Annotated in this window: 16 protein-coding genes and 1 riboswitch; of the genes, 5 read left to right on the forward strand and 11 right to left on the reverse strand. The window is 71.5% G+C overall.

Annotated features, from left to right (window positions below; all coding sequences use genetic code 11):
- Window positions 1-81: 81 nt before the first annotated feature.
- From ACZ7HT_RS18595 to ribD, 8 genes are read right to left on the reverse strand one after another with little or no spacing between them, the layout of a single operon-like run.
- Complete coding sequence (locus ACZ7HT_RS18595; RefSeq protein ID WP_471166711.1) at window positions 82-534, reverse strand: PH domain-containing protein; 453 nt, start codon at window positions 532-534, stop codon at window positions 82-84.
- Window positions 535-576: 42 nt separating this feature from the next.
- Window positions 577-1,425, reverse strand: coding sequence for an ATP phosphoribosyltransferase (gene hisG / locus ACZ7HT_RS18600; RefSeq protein ID WP_030691289.1), 849 nt, complete (start codon window positions 1,423-1,425; stop codon window positions 577-579).
- A 51-nt stretch (window positions 1,426-1,476) separates the two neighbouring features.
- Window positions 1,477-1,758 (reverse strand): phosphoribosyl-ATP diphosphatase, encoded by a 282-nt coding sequence (locus ACZ7HT_RS18605; protein ID WP_352021737.1) that lies wholly within the window; start codon window positions 1,756-1,758, stop codon window positions 1,477-1,479.
- Window positions 1,759-1,793: 35 nt separating this feature from the next.
- On the reverse strand, window positions 1,794-2,279 hold the full coding sequence (gene ribH, locus ACZ7HT_RS18610) for a 6,7-dimethyl-8-ribityllumazine synthase (RefSeq protein ID WP_053643767.1): 486 nt from the start codon (window positions 2,277-2,279) through the stop codon (window positions 1,794-1,796).
- A gap of 30 nt (window positions 2,280-2,309) precedes the next feature.
- Window positions 2,310-3,587: a bifunctional 3,4-dihydroxy-2-butanone-4-phosphate synthase/GTP cyclohydrolase II gene (locus ACZ7HT_RS18615; protein ID WP_471166716.1), complete on the reverse strand. Its 1,278-nt coding sequence runs from the start codon at window positions 3,585-3,587 to the stop codon at window positions 2,310-2,312.
- The gene (locus tag ACZ7HT_RS18620) at window positions 3,584-4,174 is read right to left on the reverse strand and encodes a nicotinamide mononucleotide transporter family protein (RefSeq protein WP_471167118.1); all 591 of its coding nucleotides are present in this window, start codon (window positions 4,172-4,174) and stop codon (window positions 3,584-3,586) included. Before ACZ7HT_RS18620 ends, ACZ7HT_RS18615 begins: the two co-directional genes overlap by 4 nt.
- 44 nt (window positions 4,175-4,218) lie before the next feature.
- Window positions 4,219-4,827: a riboflavin synthase gene (locus ACZ7HT_RS18625; RefSeq protein ID WP_471166719.1), complete on the reverse strand. Its 609-nt coding sequence runs from the start codon at window positions 4,825-4,827 to the stop codon at window positions 4,219-4,221.
- A gap of 2 nt (window positions 4,828-4,829) precedes the next feature.
- Window positions 4,830-5,903, reverse strand: a complete 1,074-nt coding sequence (gene ribD / locus ACZ7HT_RS18630; protein WP_471166721.1) for a bifunctional diaminohydroxyphosphoribosylaminopyrimidine deaminase/5-amino-6-(5-phosphoribosylamino)uracil reductase RibD — start codon at window positions 5,901-5,903, stop codon at window positions 4,830-4,832.
- A gap of 171 nt (window positions 5,904-6,074) precedes the next feature.
- A riboswitch (FMN riboswitch) is annotated at window positions 6,075-6,205 on the reverse strand.
- 242 nt (window positions 6,206-6,447) lie between these two features.
- Between ribD and ACZ7HT_RS18635 the strand changes: the two genes are divergently transcribed.
- Window positions 6,448-8,817, forward strand: a complete 2,370-nt coding sequence (locus ACZ7HT_RS18635) for a chitinase C-terminal domain-containing protein (protein ID WP_471166724.1) — start codon at window positions 6,448-6,450, stop codon at window positions 8,815-8,817.
- A gap of 132 nt (window positions 8,818-8,949) precedes the next feature.
- A complete protein-coding gene (locus ACZ7HT_RS18640; protein ID WP_471166726.1) occupies window positions 8,950-9,726 on the forward strand; it encodes an SDR family oxidoreductase in 777 nt (258 codons plus the stop codon).
- Here the strand turns inward: ACZ7HT_RS18640 and ACZ7HT_RS18645 are convergent.
- A complete protein-coding gene (locus ACZ7HT_RS18645; protein WP_471166729.1) occupies window positions 9,723-10,847 on the reverse strand; it encodes an ROK family transcriptional regulator in 1,125 nt (374 codons plus the stop codon). The two genes, ACZ7HT_RS18640 and ACZ7HT_RS18645, sit on opposite strands and share 4 nt — an antisense overlap.
- A gap of 110 nt (window positions 10,848-10,957) precedes the next feature.
- On the opposite strand from ACZ7HT_RS18645, the gene ACZ7HT_RS18650 reads away from it, so the two are divergent.
- The 3 genes from ACZ7HT_RS18650 to ACZ7HT_RS18660 all read left to right on the forward strand — a co-directional run bounded on the left by ACZ7HT_RS18650 (window position 10,958) and on the right by ACZ7HT_RS18660 (window position 14,457).
- Entirely contained in the window at window positions 10,958-12,172 is a 1,215-nt protein-coding gene (locus ACZ7HT_RS18650) for an MFS transporter (protein ID WP_471166732.1), read from the forward strand.
- 109 nt (window positions 12,173-12,281) lie between these two features.
- On the forward strand, window positions 12,282-13,676 hold the full coding sequence (locus ACZ7HT_RS18655) for a uracil-xanthine permease family protein (protein ID WP_471166735.1): 1,395 nt from the start codon (window positions 12,282-12,284) through the stop codon (window positions 13,674-13,676).
- Window positions 13,677-13,749: 73 nt separating this feature from the next.
- Window positions 13,750-14,457 (forward strand): DUF5995 family protein, encoded by a 708-nt coding sequence (locus ACZ7HT_RS18660; RefSeq protein ID WP_471166737.1) that lies wholly within the window; start codon window positions 13,750-13,752, stop codon window positions 14,455-14,457.
- A gap of 21 nt (window positions 14,458-14,478) precedes the next feature.
- On the opposite strand, the gene ACZ7HT_RS18665 is transcribed toward ACZ7HT_RS18660, so the two are convergent.
- Together ACZ7HT_RS18665 and ACZ7HT_RS18670 are read right to left on the reverse strand one after the other, a co-directional pair.
- Entirely contained in the window at window positions 14,479-16,176 is a 1,698-nt protein-coding gene (locus ACZ7HT_RS18665; RefSeq protein ID WP_471166740.1) for a flavin monoamine oxidase family protein, read from the reverse strand.
- Window positions 16,177-16,237: 61 nt separating this feature from the next.
- Window positions 16,238-17,044, reverse strand: coding sequence for a carbon-nitrogen hydrolase family protein (locus ACZ7HT_RS18670; protein ID WP_471166743.1), 807 nt, complete (start codon window positions 17,042-17,044; stop codon window positions 16,238-16,240).
- Window positions 17,045-17,293 lie beyond the last annotated feature (249 nt).

Here is a 17,293-nt window from a genome sequence, read left to right on the forward strand (position 1 = left end):
CGGCACCACCGTCTCCAGAGTAGTCATGGGAACGCCCCGAGGGGCAGGGGGTCGGCCCCCGGATGGGGGACGAACCAGGGTTCAGGCCTGCTCGGCGCTCGTGCCGTGGCTGTCCGCGAGGGCCCGCAGGGCGCGGGCGTCGCGGATCGCCGACTCCTTGGCGATGCCCGGCTGGATGCCGAGCACCGGAAGGCTGGTGCCGTCGCTCAGGTCGAGGAAGACCCAGGGGTCGCCGGGGCGGAGGTTGACCTTGAGGATCTCCGCCCAGGCGAGCCGCCGGGTCCTGGTGATGTTGACGACCGTGACGCCCTCGTCGTCGGCGACGACCTTGGGGCGGCTCAGCAGGACGAGGACCCCGGACAGCAGCGCGGCGGTGAAGACGAAGCTGGCGCGCTCCCCCGGTCCGAGCCGCTCCAGCATCATCGCGACGCCGGTGATGACCACGAACATCGCGACGCTCATGGCCAGCAGGACGGCCCGGGTGCGCCCGGGACGGAAGGTGACCGGGAGGGCGGGCGTCGTGGACTGCGACATCGGGGGTTCCTCAGTGCCTGGTGGGACGGTGCGGGCCGGCCGTCAGAGGCGGCAGGCGTGGATGGCGGTGGTGAGGATGGCGCGGGCGCCGATCTCGTACAGGTCGTCCATGATCCGCTGCGCCTCCTTGGCGGGGACCATCGCGCGGACGGCGACCCAGCCCTCGTTGTGCAGCGGGGAGACGGTCGGCGACTCCAGGCCCGGGGTGAGGGCGACGGCCTGCTCCAGGTGCTCGGCCCGGCAGTCGTAGTCCATCATCACGTACGAGCGGGCGACCAGGACGCCCTGGAGGCGGCGCATGAACTGCTGCACCTGCGGGTGGTCGTCGGAGGCGCCGTGGCGGCGGATGACGACGGCCTCGGAGGTCAGGATCGGCTCGCCGATGACCTCCAGGCCCGCGTTGCGCAGGCTGGTGCCGGTCTCCACGACGTCCGCGATGACCTGCGCGACGCCCAGCTGGATCGCGGTCTCGACCGCGCCGTCCAGGTGGACGACGGAGGCGTCGATGCCCTGGTCGGCGAGGTGCTTGGCCACGATGCCCTCGTAGGAGGTGGCGATCGTCATGCCGCCGAAGTCCTCGGGACCGTTCGCGGTGCCCGGGCGGGTGGCGTAGCGGAAGGTGGAGCGGCCGAAGTTCAGCGGGAGGATCTCCTCGGCACTGGCTCCGGAGTCCAGGAGCAGGTCACGGCCGGTGATGCCGATGTCCAGCTTCCCGGAGGCGACGTAGATCGCGATGTCCTTCGGCCGCAGGTAGAAGAACTCGACCTCGTTGTCGGGGTCGATGACCACGAGCTCCTTGGACTCCTTGCGCTGGCGGTAGCCGGCCTCATGGAGCATTGCCGACGCAGGTCCGGAGAGGGAACCCTTGTTGGGGACGGCGATGCGCAGCATGGGGTGAGCTTCCTTTGCCTGGGAGTTTGGGGAGGGGAGAGACGCGTGTGCTCAGAGGTGGGCGTAGACGTCGTCGAGTGAGATCCCGCGGGCGACCATCATCACCTGGACGTGGTACAGCAGCTGCGAGATCTCCTCGGCGGCCGCTTCCTTGCCCTCGTACTCGGCGGCCATCCAGACCTCGGCGGCCTCCTCGACGACCTTCTTGCCGATGGCATGGACGCCCTTGCCCACCAGCTCCGCGGTGCGGGAGGTGGCCGGGTCGCCGGTCTCTGCCTTGAGCTTGAGCTCGGAGAAGAGCTCTTCGAAACTTTTACTGGTTCCGTTCGCCATGATGGTCCTAAGAGTACGGGGTAAGGGTCGCGCAATCAGCGCCAGGGTTCGCTGACCGTGCGCAGCGTGGTGGCGGTGGCGACAGCTGCGGTAACGGCCTCGTGGCCCTTGTCCTCGGAGGATCCCTCGAGGCCGGCCCGGTCGAGGGCCTGCTCCTCGTTGTCGACGGTGAGGACACCGAATCCGACGGGTACGCCGGTGTCGATCGAGACCTGGGTGAGGCCGTGGGTGACGCCCTGGCACACGTACTCGAAGTGCGGCGTTCCGCCGCGGATGACGACGCCGAGCGCCACGATGGCATCGTAGCCGCGTCCGGCGAGGACCTTCGCCACGACCGGGAGCTCGAAGCTGCCGGGGACGCGAAGGAGCGTCGGCTCGTCGATGCCGAGCTCGCCGAGGGCGCGCAGGGCGCCGTCGACGAGACCGTCCATGATCTTCTCGTGCCACTGCGCCGCGATGACCGCGACCCGGAGGTCGCCGCAGTTCTTCACGCTGAGGACGGGTGCGCCCTTGCCGCTCATGTCTCTCCTAGCCGATTCGTACGTACGTGATCACTGGTTGTTGCAGGTGGAGGCCGGGGAGCCGTCCAGCCAGGGCAGGTCGTGCCCCATCCGGTCCCGCTTGGTGCGCAGGTAGCGGAGGTTGTGCTCGCCGGCCTTGACCGGCATGGGCTCGCGGCCCTCGACGCGCAGGCCGTGCCGGGTGAGGGCGTCGATCTTGTCGGGGTTGTTGGTCATCAGGCGCAGGCTGCGGACGCCGAGGTCGGCGAGGATCTGCGCGCCGGCCGCGTAGTCGCGGGCGTCGGCGGGGAGTCCGAGTTCCAGGTTGGCGTCGAGGGTGTCGCGGCCCTGCTCCTGGAGCTCGTACGCGCGCAGCTTGGACAGCAGTCCGATGCCGCGGCCCTCGTGGCCGCGCAGGTAGACGACGACGCCGCGGCCGGCCTCGGTGATCCGGTCCATGGAGGCGTGCAGCTGGGGGCCGCAGTCGCAGCGCTGCGACTGGAAGATGTCGCCGGTCAGGCACTCGGAGTGGACCCGGACGAGGACGTCCTCGCCGTCGCCGATCTCGCCGTGGACGAGGGCGACGTGCTCGACGCCGTCGACGGTGGAGCGGTAGCCGTACGCGGTGAACTCGCCGTGCGCGGTGGGGAGCTGGACCTCGGCCTCGCGGCGGACGGTCGGCTCGGCGGAGCGGCGGTAGGCGATCAGGTCCTCGATGGAGATGATCGTCAGGCCGTGCTTGCGGGCGAAGGGGACCAGCTCGGGCAGGCGCAGCATCACGCCGTCCTCGCCGGCGATCTCGACGATCGCGCCGGCCGGGCGGAGGCCCGCGAGGCGGGCGAGGTCGACGGCGGCCTCGGTGTGTCCGTTGCGGACGAGGACGCCGCCGGGCTTGGCGCGCAGCGGGAAGATGTGGCCGGGGCGGACGAAGTCGGACGGCTCGTGGCTGCCGGAGGCCAGCATCCGCAGGGTGGTGGCGCGGTCGGCGGCGGAGATGCCGGTGGTGACGCCGTGGGCGGAGGACGCGTCCACGGAGACGGTGAAGGCCGTGCGCATCGACTCGGTGTTGTGCTCGACCATCTGCGGGAGTTCGAGGCGCTGCAGCTCCTCGTCCTCCATGGGGGCGCAGATCAGGCCGCGGCACTCGCTCATCATGAAGGCGACGATCTCGGGGGTGGCCTTCTCGGCGGCGATGACGAGGTCGCCCTCGTTCTCGCGGTCCTCGTCGTCGACGACCACGACGGGCCGGCCGGCGGCGATGTCGCGGATGGCCTGCTCGACGGGGTCGAGGGCGAGGTCGGTGGCGTCCCACAGCGGAAGCGCGCTCATGCCGTGGCTCCTTCCAGGGCGGGGGCGGTGCGGGTCCGGAGCCACCAGTCGCGCATGCCCCAGATGACGAGGGCGAAGTAGACGACGTAGACGAGGCCGGAGAAGGCGAGCCCGCTGTTGAAGGCGAGCGGGACGCCGACGAGGTCGACGAGGAGCCAGGCGAACCAGAACTCCACGAGGCCGCGGGCCTGGGCGATCATCGCGACGAGGGTGCCGACGAAGATGTACGCGTCGGCCCAGGGGCTCCAGGAGAGCGACGGGTAGAGGGTGAAGAGGCCGCCGACGGCGAGGGTGCCGAGGGCCGCGCCGGCGAGGAGCAGTCCGCGCTCCTTCCAGGTGGCGAAGCGGACGGCGATGGAGCCGTCCTGCGCCTGCTGCTTGCCGCGGTTCCACTGCCACCAGCCCCAGGCGGCGACGCCGATGACGAGGAGCTGCTTGCCGACGCCGCCGGAGAGGTGGGCGGTGGCGTAGGCGCCGACGAGGATGACGCCGGAGAGCAGTTGGGCGGGCCAGGTGAGGATGGAGCGGCGCCAGCCGAGGGCCAGGGCGATCAGACCGATCGTGTTGCCGATCATGTCGGACCACATGATGTGCTGGCCGAAGACGGCGAACGCCTCGGAGTTGAGCCAGTTCACTTCTCGTTCTCCTTGGCGTCGGTGCCGAGCAGCCGCTCGACGTACTTGGCGATGACGTCCACTTCGAGGTTGACCGGGTCGCCGGACTGCTTGATGCCGAGCGTGGTCAGGTCGAGGGTGGTCGGGATGAGGCTGATGGTGAACCAGTCGTCGGCGACCTCGACGACGGTGAGGCTGACGCCGTCGACCGTGATCGAGCCCTTCTCGACGACGTAGCGGGAGAGGTGGGCGGGCAGGCCGACCTTGACGAGTTCCCAGTGCTCGGACGGGGTCCGCTCCAGGATGGTGCCGGTGCCGTCGACGTGGCCCTGGACGATGTGACCGCCGAGGCGGCCACCGACGGCCATGGGCCGCTCCAGGTTGACGCGGGAGCCGACCGCGAGGGCACCGAGGCTGGAGCGCTTGAGGGTCTCGGCCATGACGTCGGCGGTGAACTCGCCGCCGCCGAACTCGACGACCGTGAGACAGACACCGTTGACGGCGATGGAGTCGCCGTGCTGGGCGCCTTCCGTGACCAGGGGGCCGCGCAGCCGGAAGCGGGAGGCGTCCTCCAGCTGCTCGACGGCGACGACCTCTCCCAGTTCTTCGACGATTCCGGTGAACACGGTCAGGCTCCCTTGAGGGTGGCGGTGATGCGGATATCGGATCCGATGGGCGCGGTCTCGGTGATGTCGAGCCGCAACGCTTCGGTGAGGGTGGTGATTCCGGCGTCGGCAAGGGCGGCGGGGCCCGCGCCGAGGAGGACCGGGGCGAGGTAGCCGACGACCTGGTCGACGGCGCCCGCGGCGAGGAAGGCGCCCGCTAGGGTGGGGCCGCCTTCGAGGAGTACGGAGCGGACACCGCGCGCGTGCAGGGCGTCCAGGAGGGCGGGGACGGAGAGGCCGCGCTCGGCCCTGGGGAGCCGTACGACGTCCGTGAGGGTGGTCTCGGCGTCCTCGGCGATCGCGATCAGGGTGGGTCCCGCGTCGTCGAGGATCCGGGCGCCGGGCTTGACGGCGGTGGCCTCGGTGTCGACGACGACCCGCAGCGGCTGCACGGCTCCTTCGACGCCCCGGACGGCCAGGTGGGGGTCGTCGGCGCGGGCGGTGCCGGAGCCGACGACGACGGCGTCGGCCTCGGCGCGCAGCCGGTGGACGTCGGCGCGGGACTCGGCGGAGCTGATCCAGCGGGAGGTGCCGTCGGCGGCGGCGATCCGGCCGTCGAGGGTGGCGGCGTACTTCCAGCGGACGAAGGGGCGGCCGCGGCGGACGGAGGTGAGCCAGGCGAGGTTGCCGGCCTCGGCCTCGTCCTCCAGGAGGCCCTGCTCGACCTCGATCCCGGCGGCGCGGAGGGTGTCGGCACCGCCGGTGGCCTGCGGGTTCGGGTCGGCGACGGCGTACACGACGCGGCTGATGCCGGCCTCGATCAGGGCCTGGGCGCACGGGCCGGTGCGGCCGGTGTGGTTGCAGGGTTCGAGGGTGACGTACGCGGTGCCGCCGCGGGCCAGGACGCCGGCCGCGCGCAGGGCGTGGACCTCGGCGTGGGGGCCGCCGGCGCGCTGGTGGAAGCCTTCGCCGACCGGGTGGCCCGAGGCGTCGGTGATGACGCACCCGACGACCGGGTTGGGGCTGGTGGCGCCGAGACCGCGTGCGGCGAGCTCGACGGCGCGTCGCATGGCGGTGGTGTCGGCCTGCTGGGCCACCGGGTCCTCCTGCCTCTTCGGGCACGGACTCCGGGGCCTGTCGATGACGACAGAGAGCGGGTACGACGCTTCGCACGGGTATGCCGGTACGGCCGGAGGTCCACGGGTGCGCCGACGGAACGCGGCCACCAGCGGACGTACGGCCGGCACACCCCTGGTAGGGGTCGCCCGCCGCGCACTGCCTCCCATCCGGACTTTCACCGTCGGTCCAGGAATCTCACCTGGTCAACCGGCCGCTGGCTTGCGGACGGGTCGCGGACTATACCGCCGGTTCGGAATTACACCGACCCCGGAGTGCGCTGCTGCTGATACAGGGCCAGTGTGCCACGAGCGGCGTAGATCGCCAGGCCCGGGCCCTGTGGGCTGACTCACAGATTCCCACACACGGCTTCTTTGGTCCAGACCTATTGACGCACTGGTCTAGTCCTCTTAATCTCCGTGTCACCTCCGAGGTGACGGTCCGTCGGTGTGCGCACTCCACGGGCCCAACACGTACCACCCCCCTGTTCGTTGCGTGTCTTCGACCTCCCCAGGAGGACCGATCGTGCTGTCCCCCACGACCAAGAGAGCCTCGCTGTTCGCGTCCGGCGCGGCCGTCGCCGGGCTGCTGCTCAGCTCACTCTCCGGCGGCGTCTCGTACGCCGCCGACAACGAGTCCTGTCGCCCCGACGGGCTCTACAAGACCCCGGGCGTCGACGTCCCGTACTGCTCGGTCTACGACACCGAGGGCCGCGAGAAGATGGGCGCGGACCACCAGCGCCGGGTCATCGGCTACTTCACCGGCTGGCGCACCGGCAAGAACGGCCAGCCCGCGTACCTGGCCAAGGACATCCCGTGGGACAAGATCACCCACATCAACTACGCCTTCGGCCACGTCGGCGGCGACAACAAGCTCTCCGTGGGCACGGACGGCCCGGACAACGCGGCCACCGGGATGACCTGGCCCGGTGTCGCCGGCGCGGAGATGGACCCCGCGTACCCGTACAAGGGCCACTTCAACCTGCTCAACAAGTTCAAGAAGCAGCACCCGAACGTCAAGACGCTGATCTCGGTCGGCGGCTGGGCGGAGACCGGCGGCTACTTCGACGACAGCGGCAACCGGGTGAGCTCCGGCGGCTTCTACTCGATGGCCACGAACGCCGACGGTTCGGTCAACCAGGCCGGGATCGACACCTTCGCGAACTCGGCCGTCGACTTCATCCGGAAGTACGGGTTCAACGGCGTCGACATCGACTACGAGTACCCGACCACGATGAAGGACTCGGGCAACCCGCTCGACTGGCAGCTCTCCAACGCGCGCCGCGCCGGACTCGTGCAGGGCTACGCGGCCCTCATGAAGTCCCTGCGCGAGAAGCTGGACACGGCCGGCGCCGCCGACGGCAGGCACTACCTGCTGACCGTCGCCGCCCCGTCCTCCGGCTACCTGCTGCGCGGCATGGAGACCTTCCAGATGCAGAGGTATCTGGACTACGTCAACATCATGTCCTACGACCTGCACGGCGCCTGGAACGAGTACGTCGGCCCCAACGCCTCGCTCTTCGACGACGGCAAGGACGCCGAGCTCGCCGCCGCGAACGTCTACGGCTCCTCGCAGTACGGCTCCATCGGCTACCTCAACACCGACTGGGCGTACCACTACTTCCGCGGCTCCCTGCCGGCCGGCCGCATCAACATCGGCCTGCCCTACTACACCCGCGGCTTCAAGAACGTGCAGGGCGGCACCGACGGCCTGTGGGGCAAGGCCGCCACGACCACCTGCCCGGCCGGCGCCGGCCTGACCAAGTGCGGCGACGGCGCCAGCGGCATCGACAACCTCTGGCACGACAAGGACACCAACGGCGTCGAGTCGCCCGCCGGCTCCAACCCGATGTGGCACGCCAAGAACCTGGAGAAGGGGATCGTCGGCGACTACGTCACCCAGTACGGCTTCCCCTCGAACACCACGCTGACCGGCACCTACGCCCGCAAGTACGACGCGACCCTGGTCGCGCCGTGGCTGTGGAACGCCGACAAGAAGGTCTTCCTCTCCACCGAGGACGAGCAGTCCGTGGCCGCGAAGGCCGACTACGTGGTGGACCGCGGCATCGGCGGCACCATGGTCTGGGAGATGGCCGGGGACTACGCCTGGAACGCCGGCAAGGGCCAGTACGAGATGGGCTCCACGCTCACCTCGCTGATGTACGACAAGTTCAAGGCGGCCACCCCGTACGGCGCGAAGAAGTCGAACAAGGCGCTGCCGACCCAGGCCGTGAAGATCGACACCCAGTTCACCGAGTTCAAGCTGGGCGACTCGAACTACCCGATCACGCCGAAGATCAAGATCACCAACAACACGGCGACGACGCTGCCCGGCGGCACGGAGTTCCAGTTCGACTACGGCACCTCGGCTCCGGACAACGCCTCCGACCAGTCCGGTTTCGGCACGAAGGTCATCAGCAGCGACCACACGGGCTCCAACGTGGGCGGCCTCAAGGGCGACTTCCACCGCGTCTCCCTGAAGCTCCCGGCCTGGCAGTCGCTCGCCCCGGGCGCGACGGTCGACCTGGCCTTCAACTACTACCTGCCGGTGTCCACCCCCTCCAACTGGACGGTGAACATCAACGGCACGACGTACGCCCTCGCCGGCGACCTGGCGCGCGGCACGACGGTCGTGGAACCGGGCAGCACCACGCCGCCCACCACGCCGCCGACGACGCCGCCCACCACCCCGCCGACGACTCCCCCGACCACGCCTCCGACGACGCCGCCCACCACGGGCTGCACCGCCCCGGCGTACGTGGCCGGCCAGGTCTACACCGGGGGCACCACCGTCTCCCACAAGGGCCACCAGTGGAAGGCCCAGTGGTGGACCCAGAACGAGGAGCCGGGCACGACCGGCGACTGGGGCGTCTGGAAGGACCTCGGCACCTGCTGACGCACCCCCGCTGAAACCCCCGGCGGCGGACACTCACGGCCCTTGCCCCCGCCGGGCCCTCTCCGCGCCGCGCCCCCCTGTCCGGGGCGCGGCGCGGTCGCGTGCGCGCTCCCGGGCGGTCAGTCTGGAGAGATGAGCACGATCCTGGTGACCGGCGGTACGGGAACGCTCGGCCGTCCCGTCTGCGAGCGGCTGCGCGCGGACGGCCACGAGGTGCGCGTCCTCAGCCGTCACTCGCCCCCGTACGCCGTCGACCTGCGCAAAGGCGGACCACTGCTCGACCGGGCGGTCGACGGGGTCGACGCGGTCGTCCACTGCAGCAACATCCTGCGCGGCGACAAGGAGGCCGCCCGCCTCCTGATCGAGGCCTCGCGGCGGGCCGGGGTGCCGCACCTGCTGTACATCTCGATCGTCGGCGTCGACCGGGTGCCGCTCGGCTACTACCGGACCAAGTACGCGGTGGAACGCATGATCCAGCAGTCCGGCGTCCCGTGGACCCTGCTGCGGGCCACCCAGTTCCACGACCTGATCCTCCAGCTGCTCCAGGGCCTCGCCAAGCCGCCCGTCATGCTGCTGCCCAAGGAGGTCAGGGACCAGCCGCTGGAGGTGACCGAGGCCGCCGGGCGCCTCGCCGAGCTCGCCGCCGGGCCGCCGCTGGGCCGGGTGGACGACATGGGCGGCCCCGAGATCCGCACCTTCGACGAGCTGGCCCGCGCCTACCTGCGGGCGAGCGGACGCACGCGCCGACTGGTGGAGGTGCCGCTGCCGGGCCGGGTCTACCGGGCGCTGCGACGCGGCGGGCACCTGGCTCCGGACCGCGCGGTGGGCCGGGTGACGTTCGAGCAGTTCCTCGAAGCGCGCTTCGGTGCTCAGGGCCTGTCCGACCCTGATCCGCCGGACAGTGCCTAGGGGAACAGCTCGTCCTGGGCCGCGTCCCGCGCCCTCAACAGGGCGCCGCGCAGGACCGCCGCGTCGCCGAGGGCGGTGGCGCGGACCTCCGTACGGAGCGGGGAGAGGGCCGCGAGTTCGGTCTCCACGCGCGCGGCGAGGGCGGCGCCGCCCTGGTGGCCGGTCTCCCCGGCGAGGACCACGCAGCCGGGGTCCAGGACGGAGACGACGGCGGCCGCGCCGATGGCGAGGCGGCGGGCGAGGGCGTCGAGGAAGGGTCCGTGGCCGGAGGCGAGCGCGCCGGCCGGGTCGAGGCCGTGGTCGGCGGCGAGGGCGGCGACGGCCGCCGTGCAGGCCAGTTCGTGGAAGCCGCCGTCGCAGCCGGTGGCCGAGGGCAGTCCGGAGGTGCCGGGGACCGGCATGAAGCCGATCTCCCCCGCGCCGCCCGAGGCGCCCCGGCGGAGGCGCCCGTCGAGGACGACGGCGGCGCCGACGCCCTGGCCGAGCCAGAGCAGGACGAAGTCCTCGCGGTCGCTGGCCGCGCCCTCGCGGAGCTCGGCGACGGCGGCGAGGTTGGTCTCGTTCTCGACGAGCACGTGGGCGGGCAGCCGTTCCTGGAGGACGCCGACGAGCCGGCGGTGCCAGGCGGGCAGCCCCGAGGAGTCGCGCAGCTCGCCGGTGGCGGGGTCGATCAGCCCGGGGGCGCCGACGGCGACGCTGTGCAGCGGTTCGGCGCCCGCCTCCCGCACGGTCCGCTCCAGGAGGGCGACGGCCTTCTCGACGGCGGGCCCCGTGCCGCTGTCGTCGCCGACGGGGACGGACGCCTCGGCGAGCGTGGTGCCGAGGAGGTCGGCGACGGTGACGGAGACGGAGCGGGTGCGGACGTCGAGGGCGGCGAGGTGGGCGCGGTCGGCGACGATCCCGTAAAGCTTGGCGTTGGGGCCGCGGCGCTCGGCTCCGGCCTCGCCGACGACGTGGACGAGTCCGGAGCCCTGGAGCCGCTCGACGAGGTCGGCGACGGTCGGCCGGGAGAGTCCGGTGAGCGTCTTGAGCTGAGTGGCCGTCAACGGGCCTTCGTCCTGGAGCAGTCGCAGGGCGAACCGGTCGTTGATGGCTCGTGCGGTGCTCGGGGATGCGGCCATGCGGTGATCCTCTCAGATGCGGGGGCCCGCACAGCATCTATTTATCAGGCAGGGTTCCTGATAGTTTACGCGGCACACACCACGAGCACCCACGACCACAGGGAGGGCCCATGGCGGCGGACACCGTCACACGCACCGATCGCCTCCGGCGCGCGCGCTTCGCCGTCGCCGCCGTCTTCTGCGTCCACGGCGCGGTCACCGGCAGCTTCGCGACCCGGATCCCCTGGATCCAGGAGCACGCGGGCATCGGCGCCGGGCAGCTCGGGCTCGCGCTCGCCTTCCCCGCGCTCGGCGCCTCCCTCGCGATGCCGCTCGCCGGGACCGTCTCGCACCGCTTCGGCGCCCGCACGGCGCTGCGCGGCCTGCTCGCCCTGTGGACCCTCGCACTCGCCCTGCCCTCGCTCGCCCCGAACATCTGGGGACTGTGCGGAGCGCTGCTCGTGTTCGGGGCGACCGCCGGCATGTCCGACGTGGCGATGAACGCGCTCGGCGTCGAGACCGAGAACCGGCTCGGCCGGTCCATCATGTCGAGCCTGCACGGGATGTGGAGCGTCGGCGCCCTGCTCGGCTCCGCCGCCGGCACGGTCGCCGCCCACCTCGGCGGCGACGCCCGGCTGCACCACCTGATCGCCGCCCTCGTGCTCACCGCGCTCGGCCTGGTCTTCTGCCAGGGCGTGCTCGACGTGCGCAGCACCCCGGAGGAGGAGCCGCCGCCGCGCTTCTCGCTGCCGCCGAGGTCCGCGCTGATCATCGGCGCCATCGGCTTCTGCGGGGTGTTCGCCGAGGGCGCCAGCCTCGACTGGTCGGCCGTCTACCTCCGGGACGAGCTGGGCAGCTCGGCCGGGCTCGCGGCCGCCTCCACGACCGCCTTCGCGCTGACGATGGCGGTGGCGCGCCTCGCCGGAGACCGGGTGGTGGACCGCTTCGGGGCCGTTCGTACGGTACGGGTCGGGGGCGCCGTCGCCACCCTCGGCGGGGTCCTGGTGGTCCTCGCCCCGCACGCCGCCGTCGCGATGGCGGGATTCGGCCTGATCGGACTGGGGATCGCGGTCGTCGTCCCGCTGGCCTTCGCGGCGGCCGGGCGCAGCGGCCCGAACCCGAGCCAGGCCATCGCGGGCGTCGCCACCATCACGTACACCTCGGGTCTCATCGCCCCCTCGGCCATCGGCGGCATCGCCGACGCGACCTCCCTGGTCATCTCCTTCGGCCTGGTCACGCTGCTCGCCCTGGGGCTCGTGCTCGGCGCGGGCGTGCTGAGGACCGCCGCGCGGGAGACGGCGGCGGGGACGCCGGAGCCGGCGAAGAGCGCGGGGCCTGTGGCATAGACCGAGCGGCATCCCGAAATCCCAGGTCCGCGGCCGTGGCGCCTACCATATGGCTGAACTTTCGCGGTCTCGACACGGCCGCCGGAACCGGAGAACGGGAGCAGACCTCATGAACCTCGGCGTGCGCTGGACCCTGCACGGCGACGGGAGAACACCCGCTCCGGGAGCCGTCGTCCGCCCGGACGAGCGGCTCTCCTGGCCCCGTACGGCCGGACTCGGCGCCCAGCACGTCGTCGCGATGTTCGGGGCGTCGTTCGTCGCCCCGGTCCTCATGGGTCTCGACCCGAACCTGGCGATCATGATGTCCGGTGTCGCCACCGCGATCTTCCTGCTCGCGACCCGCGGCACCGTCCCGTCCTACCTGGGCTGCTCGCTCTCCTTCGTCGGCGTCGCCGCCGCCATCCGGGCCTCGGGCGGCACCAGCGCCACCGTCACCGGTGCGGTGTTCGTCGTCGGCGGGGTGCTGTTCCTGGCCGGTCTCGCCGTGAAGAGGTTCGGCGCGCGGATCATCCACGCGGCGATGCCGCCGATCGTGACCGGCGCGGTCGTCATGCTGATCGGTTTCAACCTGGCGCCGGTCACGGCGTCGACGTACTGGCCGCAGGACCAGTGGACGGCCCTCCTCGTGATGCTGTTCACCGGTCTCGCCGTGGTGTGCCTGCGCGGCTTCTGGTCCCGGATCGCGATCTTCCTCGGCCTGATCTTCGGCTACGCCGTCTCCTGGGTCTTCGACCTCGTCTTCGGCAAGATCCACTCGGTGTCGCCGAGCGGCCAGGTCACCGACCACTGGCGGCTCGACCTCTCCGGCGTCTCCCAGGCCGACTGGATCGGCCTGCCGTCCCTGCACGGCCCGAGCTTCGAGTGGTCCGCGATCCTTGTGGCGCTGCCCGTGGTCATCGCGCTGATCGCCGAGAACGCCGGTCACGTGAAGGCCGTCGGCGAGATGACCGGCACCTCGCTCGACGACAAGCTCGGCACCGCGATCGCCGCCGACGGCGTCGCGTCCATGCTCTCCACCGGCGTGGGCGGCCCGCCGAACACCACGTACTCCGAGAACATCGGCGTCATGGCCGCCACCCGGGTCTACTCCACCGCCGCCTACTGGGCCGCCGCCGGCTTCGCGCTGCTCTTCGGCCTCTGCCCGAAGTTCGGCGCGGTCGTCGCCGCGATCCCCGGCGGTGTCCTCGGCGGCATCACCGTGATCCTGTACGGCATGATCGGCCTGCTCGGCGCCCAGATCTGGATCAACGCCGAGGTCGACCTGCGCAACCCGCTCAACCTGGTCCCGGCCGCCGCCGGCATCATCATCGGCGTCGGCGGCGTGAAGCTGCACTTCACCGACACCTTCGAACTGGGCGGCATCGCGCTCGGCACGATCGTCGTGATCACCGGCTACCACGTGCTGCGGGCCTTCGCCCCGGCCCACCTCAAGACCCAGGAACCCCTCCTGGACGCGGGCACCAGCTCGTACGAGACGGAGACGGAAGACGTGTCGAAGAACTGAGTGATTCGCCCGTTCTGGGTAAGCCGGTCCCGAGGAGTTCCCTCCCGGGCCCGGCGGCTGGGAGCCTGCCCCCATGACGCAGACCCAGTGGACCCCGGAACGGATCGGCCCGTTCGTCGCGGTCGACCCCGTGGTGGACCGGATGCGGGCGCTTCGCGCGGCCTGGCATCCGGCCGACGGGGTCGCCGTCTTCAACCGGGTCTATCTGACGGTCACCGAGGAGATCGGCCACGCCCTCGACGCGGGCGCCTTCGCCGACCGGCGGGCCGCCGCGACCCTCGACGTGCGGTTCGCGGAGCGCTACCTCGCGGCGGTCGACGCCGCCGCCACCGGCCGTCCCGCGCCCGCCTGCTGGCGGCCCCTCTTCCACTACCGGCGCCATCCCGGCGTACGGCCGCTGCAGTTCGCGCTCGCCGGGATCAACGCCCACATCGGCCACGACCTGGCGCTCGCGGTGGTCGACGCCTGCCGGATCCTGGAGTGCGCGCCGGCCGACCTGGAGGACGAGTTCGACCGGGTCGGCGACATCCTCGTCCTCCTGGAGGAGCGCATCCGGGAAGAACTGATGCCGGGCCCGGACCTCCTGGAGGTCGCGGACCCGCTGACGCATCTGCTCGGCTGCTGGAGCCTGGACCGGGCCCGTGACGGGGCCTGGCTCGCCGCCCGCTCGCTGTGGCAGCTGCGGCGGCTGCCCGACCTGGCCGAGGAGTTCACGGAACGCCTCGACCGGTCGGTGGGCCTGGTGGGGCGGATGCTGCTCACACCCCTGACCAGGCCCTGACCTCTCGGTCCGTACCGGGGATCAGTCCTCCGGCAGCTCGACCGGGGCGATCTCGTCGTACACGTCGCCCGGACCCGGGTTGGTGCCGTCGGTCGCGCCACCGAAGTGGTGCATGACGCCCCAGACCGCGTTGAGCGCCGTCTGCACCGCGCCCTCGGCCCAGCCGGCCGTCCAGGAGATGTCGTCGCCGGCGAGGAAGATGCCCCGCTTGTCCTCCGGCAGCCGGTCCTGCATGAAGTGCGTGAACAGGCGACGCTGGTAGCGGTAGTGGCCCGGCAGGTTCGCCTTGAAGGCGCCCATGAAGAAGGGCTCGTTCTCCCAGGAGACCGTCACCGGGTTGCCGATGATGTGCTTCCGGATGTCGACCTTCGGGTAGATCTCTCCGAGCGACTTCAGCATGACCTCCATCCGCTCGTTCGCCGAGAGCGGCAGCCACTTCAGGCTGTCGTCGCACCAGGTGTACGAGAGGCAGATCGTGGCCGGCTTGTCCGGGCCGTCGTCCAGGAGGTAGGTGCCGCGGGTCATCCGGTCGGTCAGCGTCATCGACATGACGTCCCGGCCGGTCTCCTCGTCCTTGTCCAGCCAGAACGGCCGGTCGACCGGCACGAAGAGCTTCGAGGACTCCATGTAGTGGGTGCGCTCGATCGCCGTCCAGTGGTCGATCGGGAAGAGCGAGTCGTCGCAGGCGATCTTGGACAGCAGCATCCAGGACTGGGCGGTGAAGATCGCCGCCTGGTACGTGCGGATGTCGCCGGAGGCGTCGGTGACCGTGATGCGGTTGCCGGCGGTCCGGTTCAGCCGGGTCACGGCCGGCTTCGGGGTGCCGTCGTGCAGGGAGCTGAGCGAGGTGCCCTGCGCCCAGTGGACGATCTTCTCCGGCTCGCGCTCCCACAGGCGCAGCGGCAGCTGCTGCGAGCCGCCGACGATGCCGCGGTGGTGGTCGTCGGCCTCGGTGTAGACGACGCGGAGGATCTCCAGGATGGAGTTGGGGAAGTCGGTGTCCCAGCCGCCGGTGCCGAAGCCGACCTGGCCGAAGATCTCGCGGTGGCGGAAGGACTTGAAGGCCTCGGACTCGCACAGGAAGCCGTAGAAGGTCTGGTTGTCGAGCTTCTCGACGAGCTTCGCCCAGATCTCGCGGATGCGCGGGACGTCGCGCTCGCGCATGGCCTGGTTCATGTCGGAGAAGTCGGCGCCCTCGTCGAGGCACTTGTTCCAGGCCTCGGCGACATCGCGGTAGACCTGCGGCAGGTCGGCGATCGTCTCGGCGTAGTGCGACTCGCCCTTGAGGTCGACGACGGTCGACGGGGTGGCCGGGGCCAGCGGGTTCGGGAACTCCCTGGTCTCCAGGCCGACGAGGTCGATGTAGTGCTGGAACGCGGTCGAGGAGGGCGGGAAGCGCATGGCGCCCATCTCGGCGGTCAGGCCCTCGGTGCCGGTGCCCTCGAAGCCGACGGTGCGCAGGCGTCCGCCGATCTCGTCCGCCTCGTAGACGACGGGCTTGAGGCCCATCTTCATGAGCTCGTACGCGGCGATGATGCCGGAGAGCCCGCCGCCGATGACGGCGACCTCGGTGCCGTGCTCGGTGGCCGGTATCTGGCCGAGCCCGGCCGGGTGGGCCAGGAAGTCGTCGTAGGCGTACGGGAAGTCCGGACCGAACATGGTGATCGGCGGCTGGCCGTCGCTGTGCGGGACGGCGGTCGTGGGCACCGTGGACGTCATGGGGTACGGACTCCTTGCACGGAAAAAATGGGGGGTGAGGCGGGGAGGTGGGTGGGGCGGCTCAGACGAGGGAGCCGTAGAGGCCCGGGCGCCGGTCGCGGAGGTAGGGGTTCTCCTGGCGGGAGGCCGCGAGGAAGGCCGGGTCGACGTCGCCGATGACGAGCTCCTCGCCGCGTCCGGCGCGGGCCCGGGCGGTGCCGTCGGGGCCGGCCAGGGTGGAGAGGCCGACGAACTCGAAGTCGCCCTCGGGGCCGGTCCGGTTGGCGTACGCGAGGTAGAGCTGGTTCTCGAAGGCGCGGACCGGCACCACCGACAGGGGCACGACCTCGGCGGGGTGCATGAGCGCGGTCGGTACGAGGAGGAGGTCCGTACCGGCCAGCGCGTGCGCCCGCACGTTCTCGGGGAACTCGACGTCGTAGCAGATCATCATGCCGACGGTGAGCCCGCCGAGCTCCGCCTGGACGACCGGCTGGTCGCCGGGGGTGAACCACTGCGTCTCGAAGTCCCCGAAGAGGTGGGTCTTGCGGTACCGCGCGAGCGGGACGCCGTCGGCGCCGATGAGCTGCGCGGAGTTGTACAGGACGCCGTGCCGCTCGGTGTCCCGCTCCGGGTAGCCGTAGCCGACGGCCAGGCCGTGGCGCACGGCGATGGCCGCGACGGCGCGGGCGGAGGGGCCGTCGACGGGCTCGGCCAGGCGCGCGATGTCGGCGCCGATGGCGTAGCCGGTCAGGAAGAGCTCGGGGGCGAGCAGGACGCCCGCTCCGGCGGCCGCGGCGCGGGCGGCGGCCTCGTCGAGGATCTTGAGGTTGGCGGCCACGTCACCGAGCTCACCGGAGCTCTGGAGCAGGGCGGTGCGCAGCGCGGGCATCGGCGATCCTCGGCGGTCGGAAGTACAGGGGGAAGACGTCAAAAACGGTACGGTTTCGCGCTCGGCCGGGACAAGGCGGCAGCGTTGCGGACCGACCGTCGAACCGTTGCGCGATCGGCGGTCGCCGCGTCGATTCGTTGCGTACGGCTCCGACCGGGGTCGTACGGCTCCCCCGCCGCGCGGCGGAGACGAGGACCGTTCCTCGGCACGACGCCCCGGAGCGGGCCGGGCGGAAGAGTGATGACCGTC

The organism is Streptomyces sp. NPDC037410 (assembly GCF_055602235.1).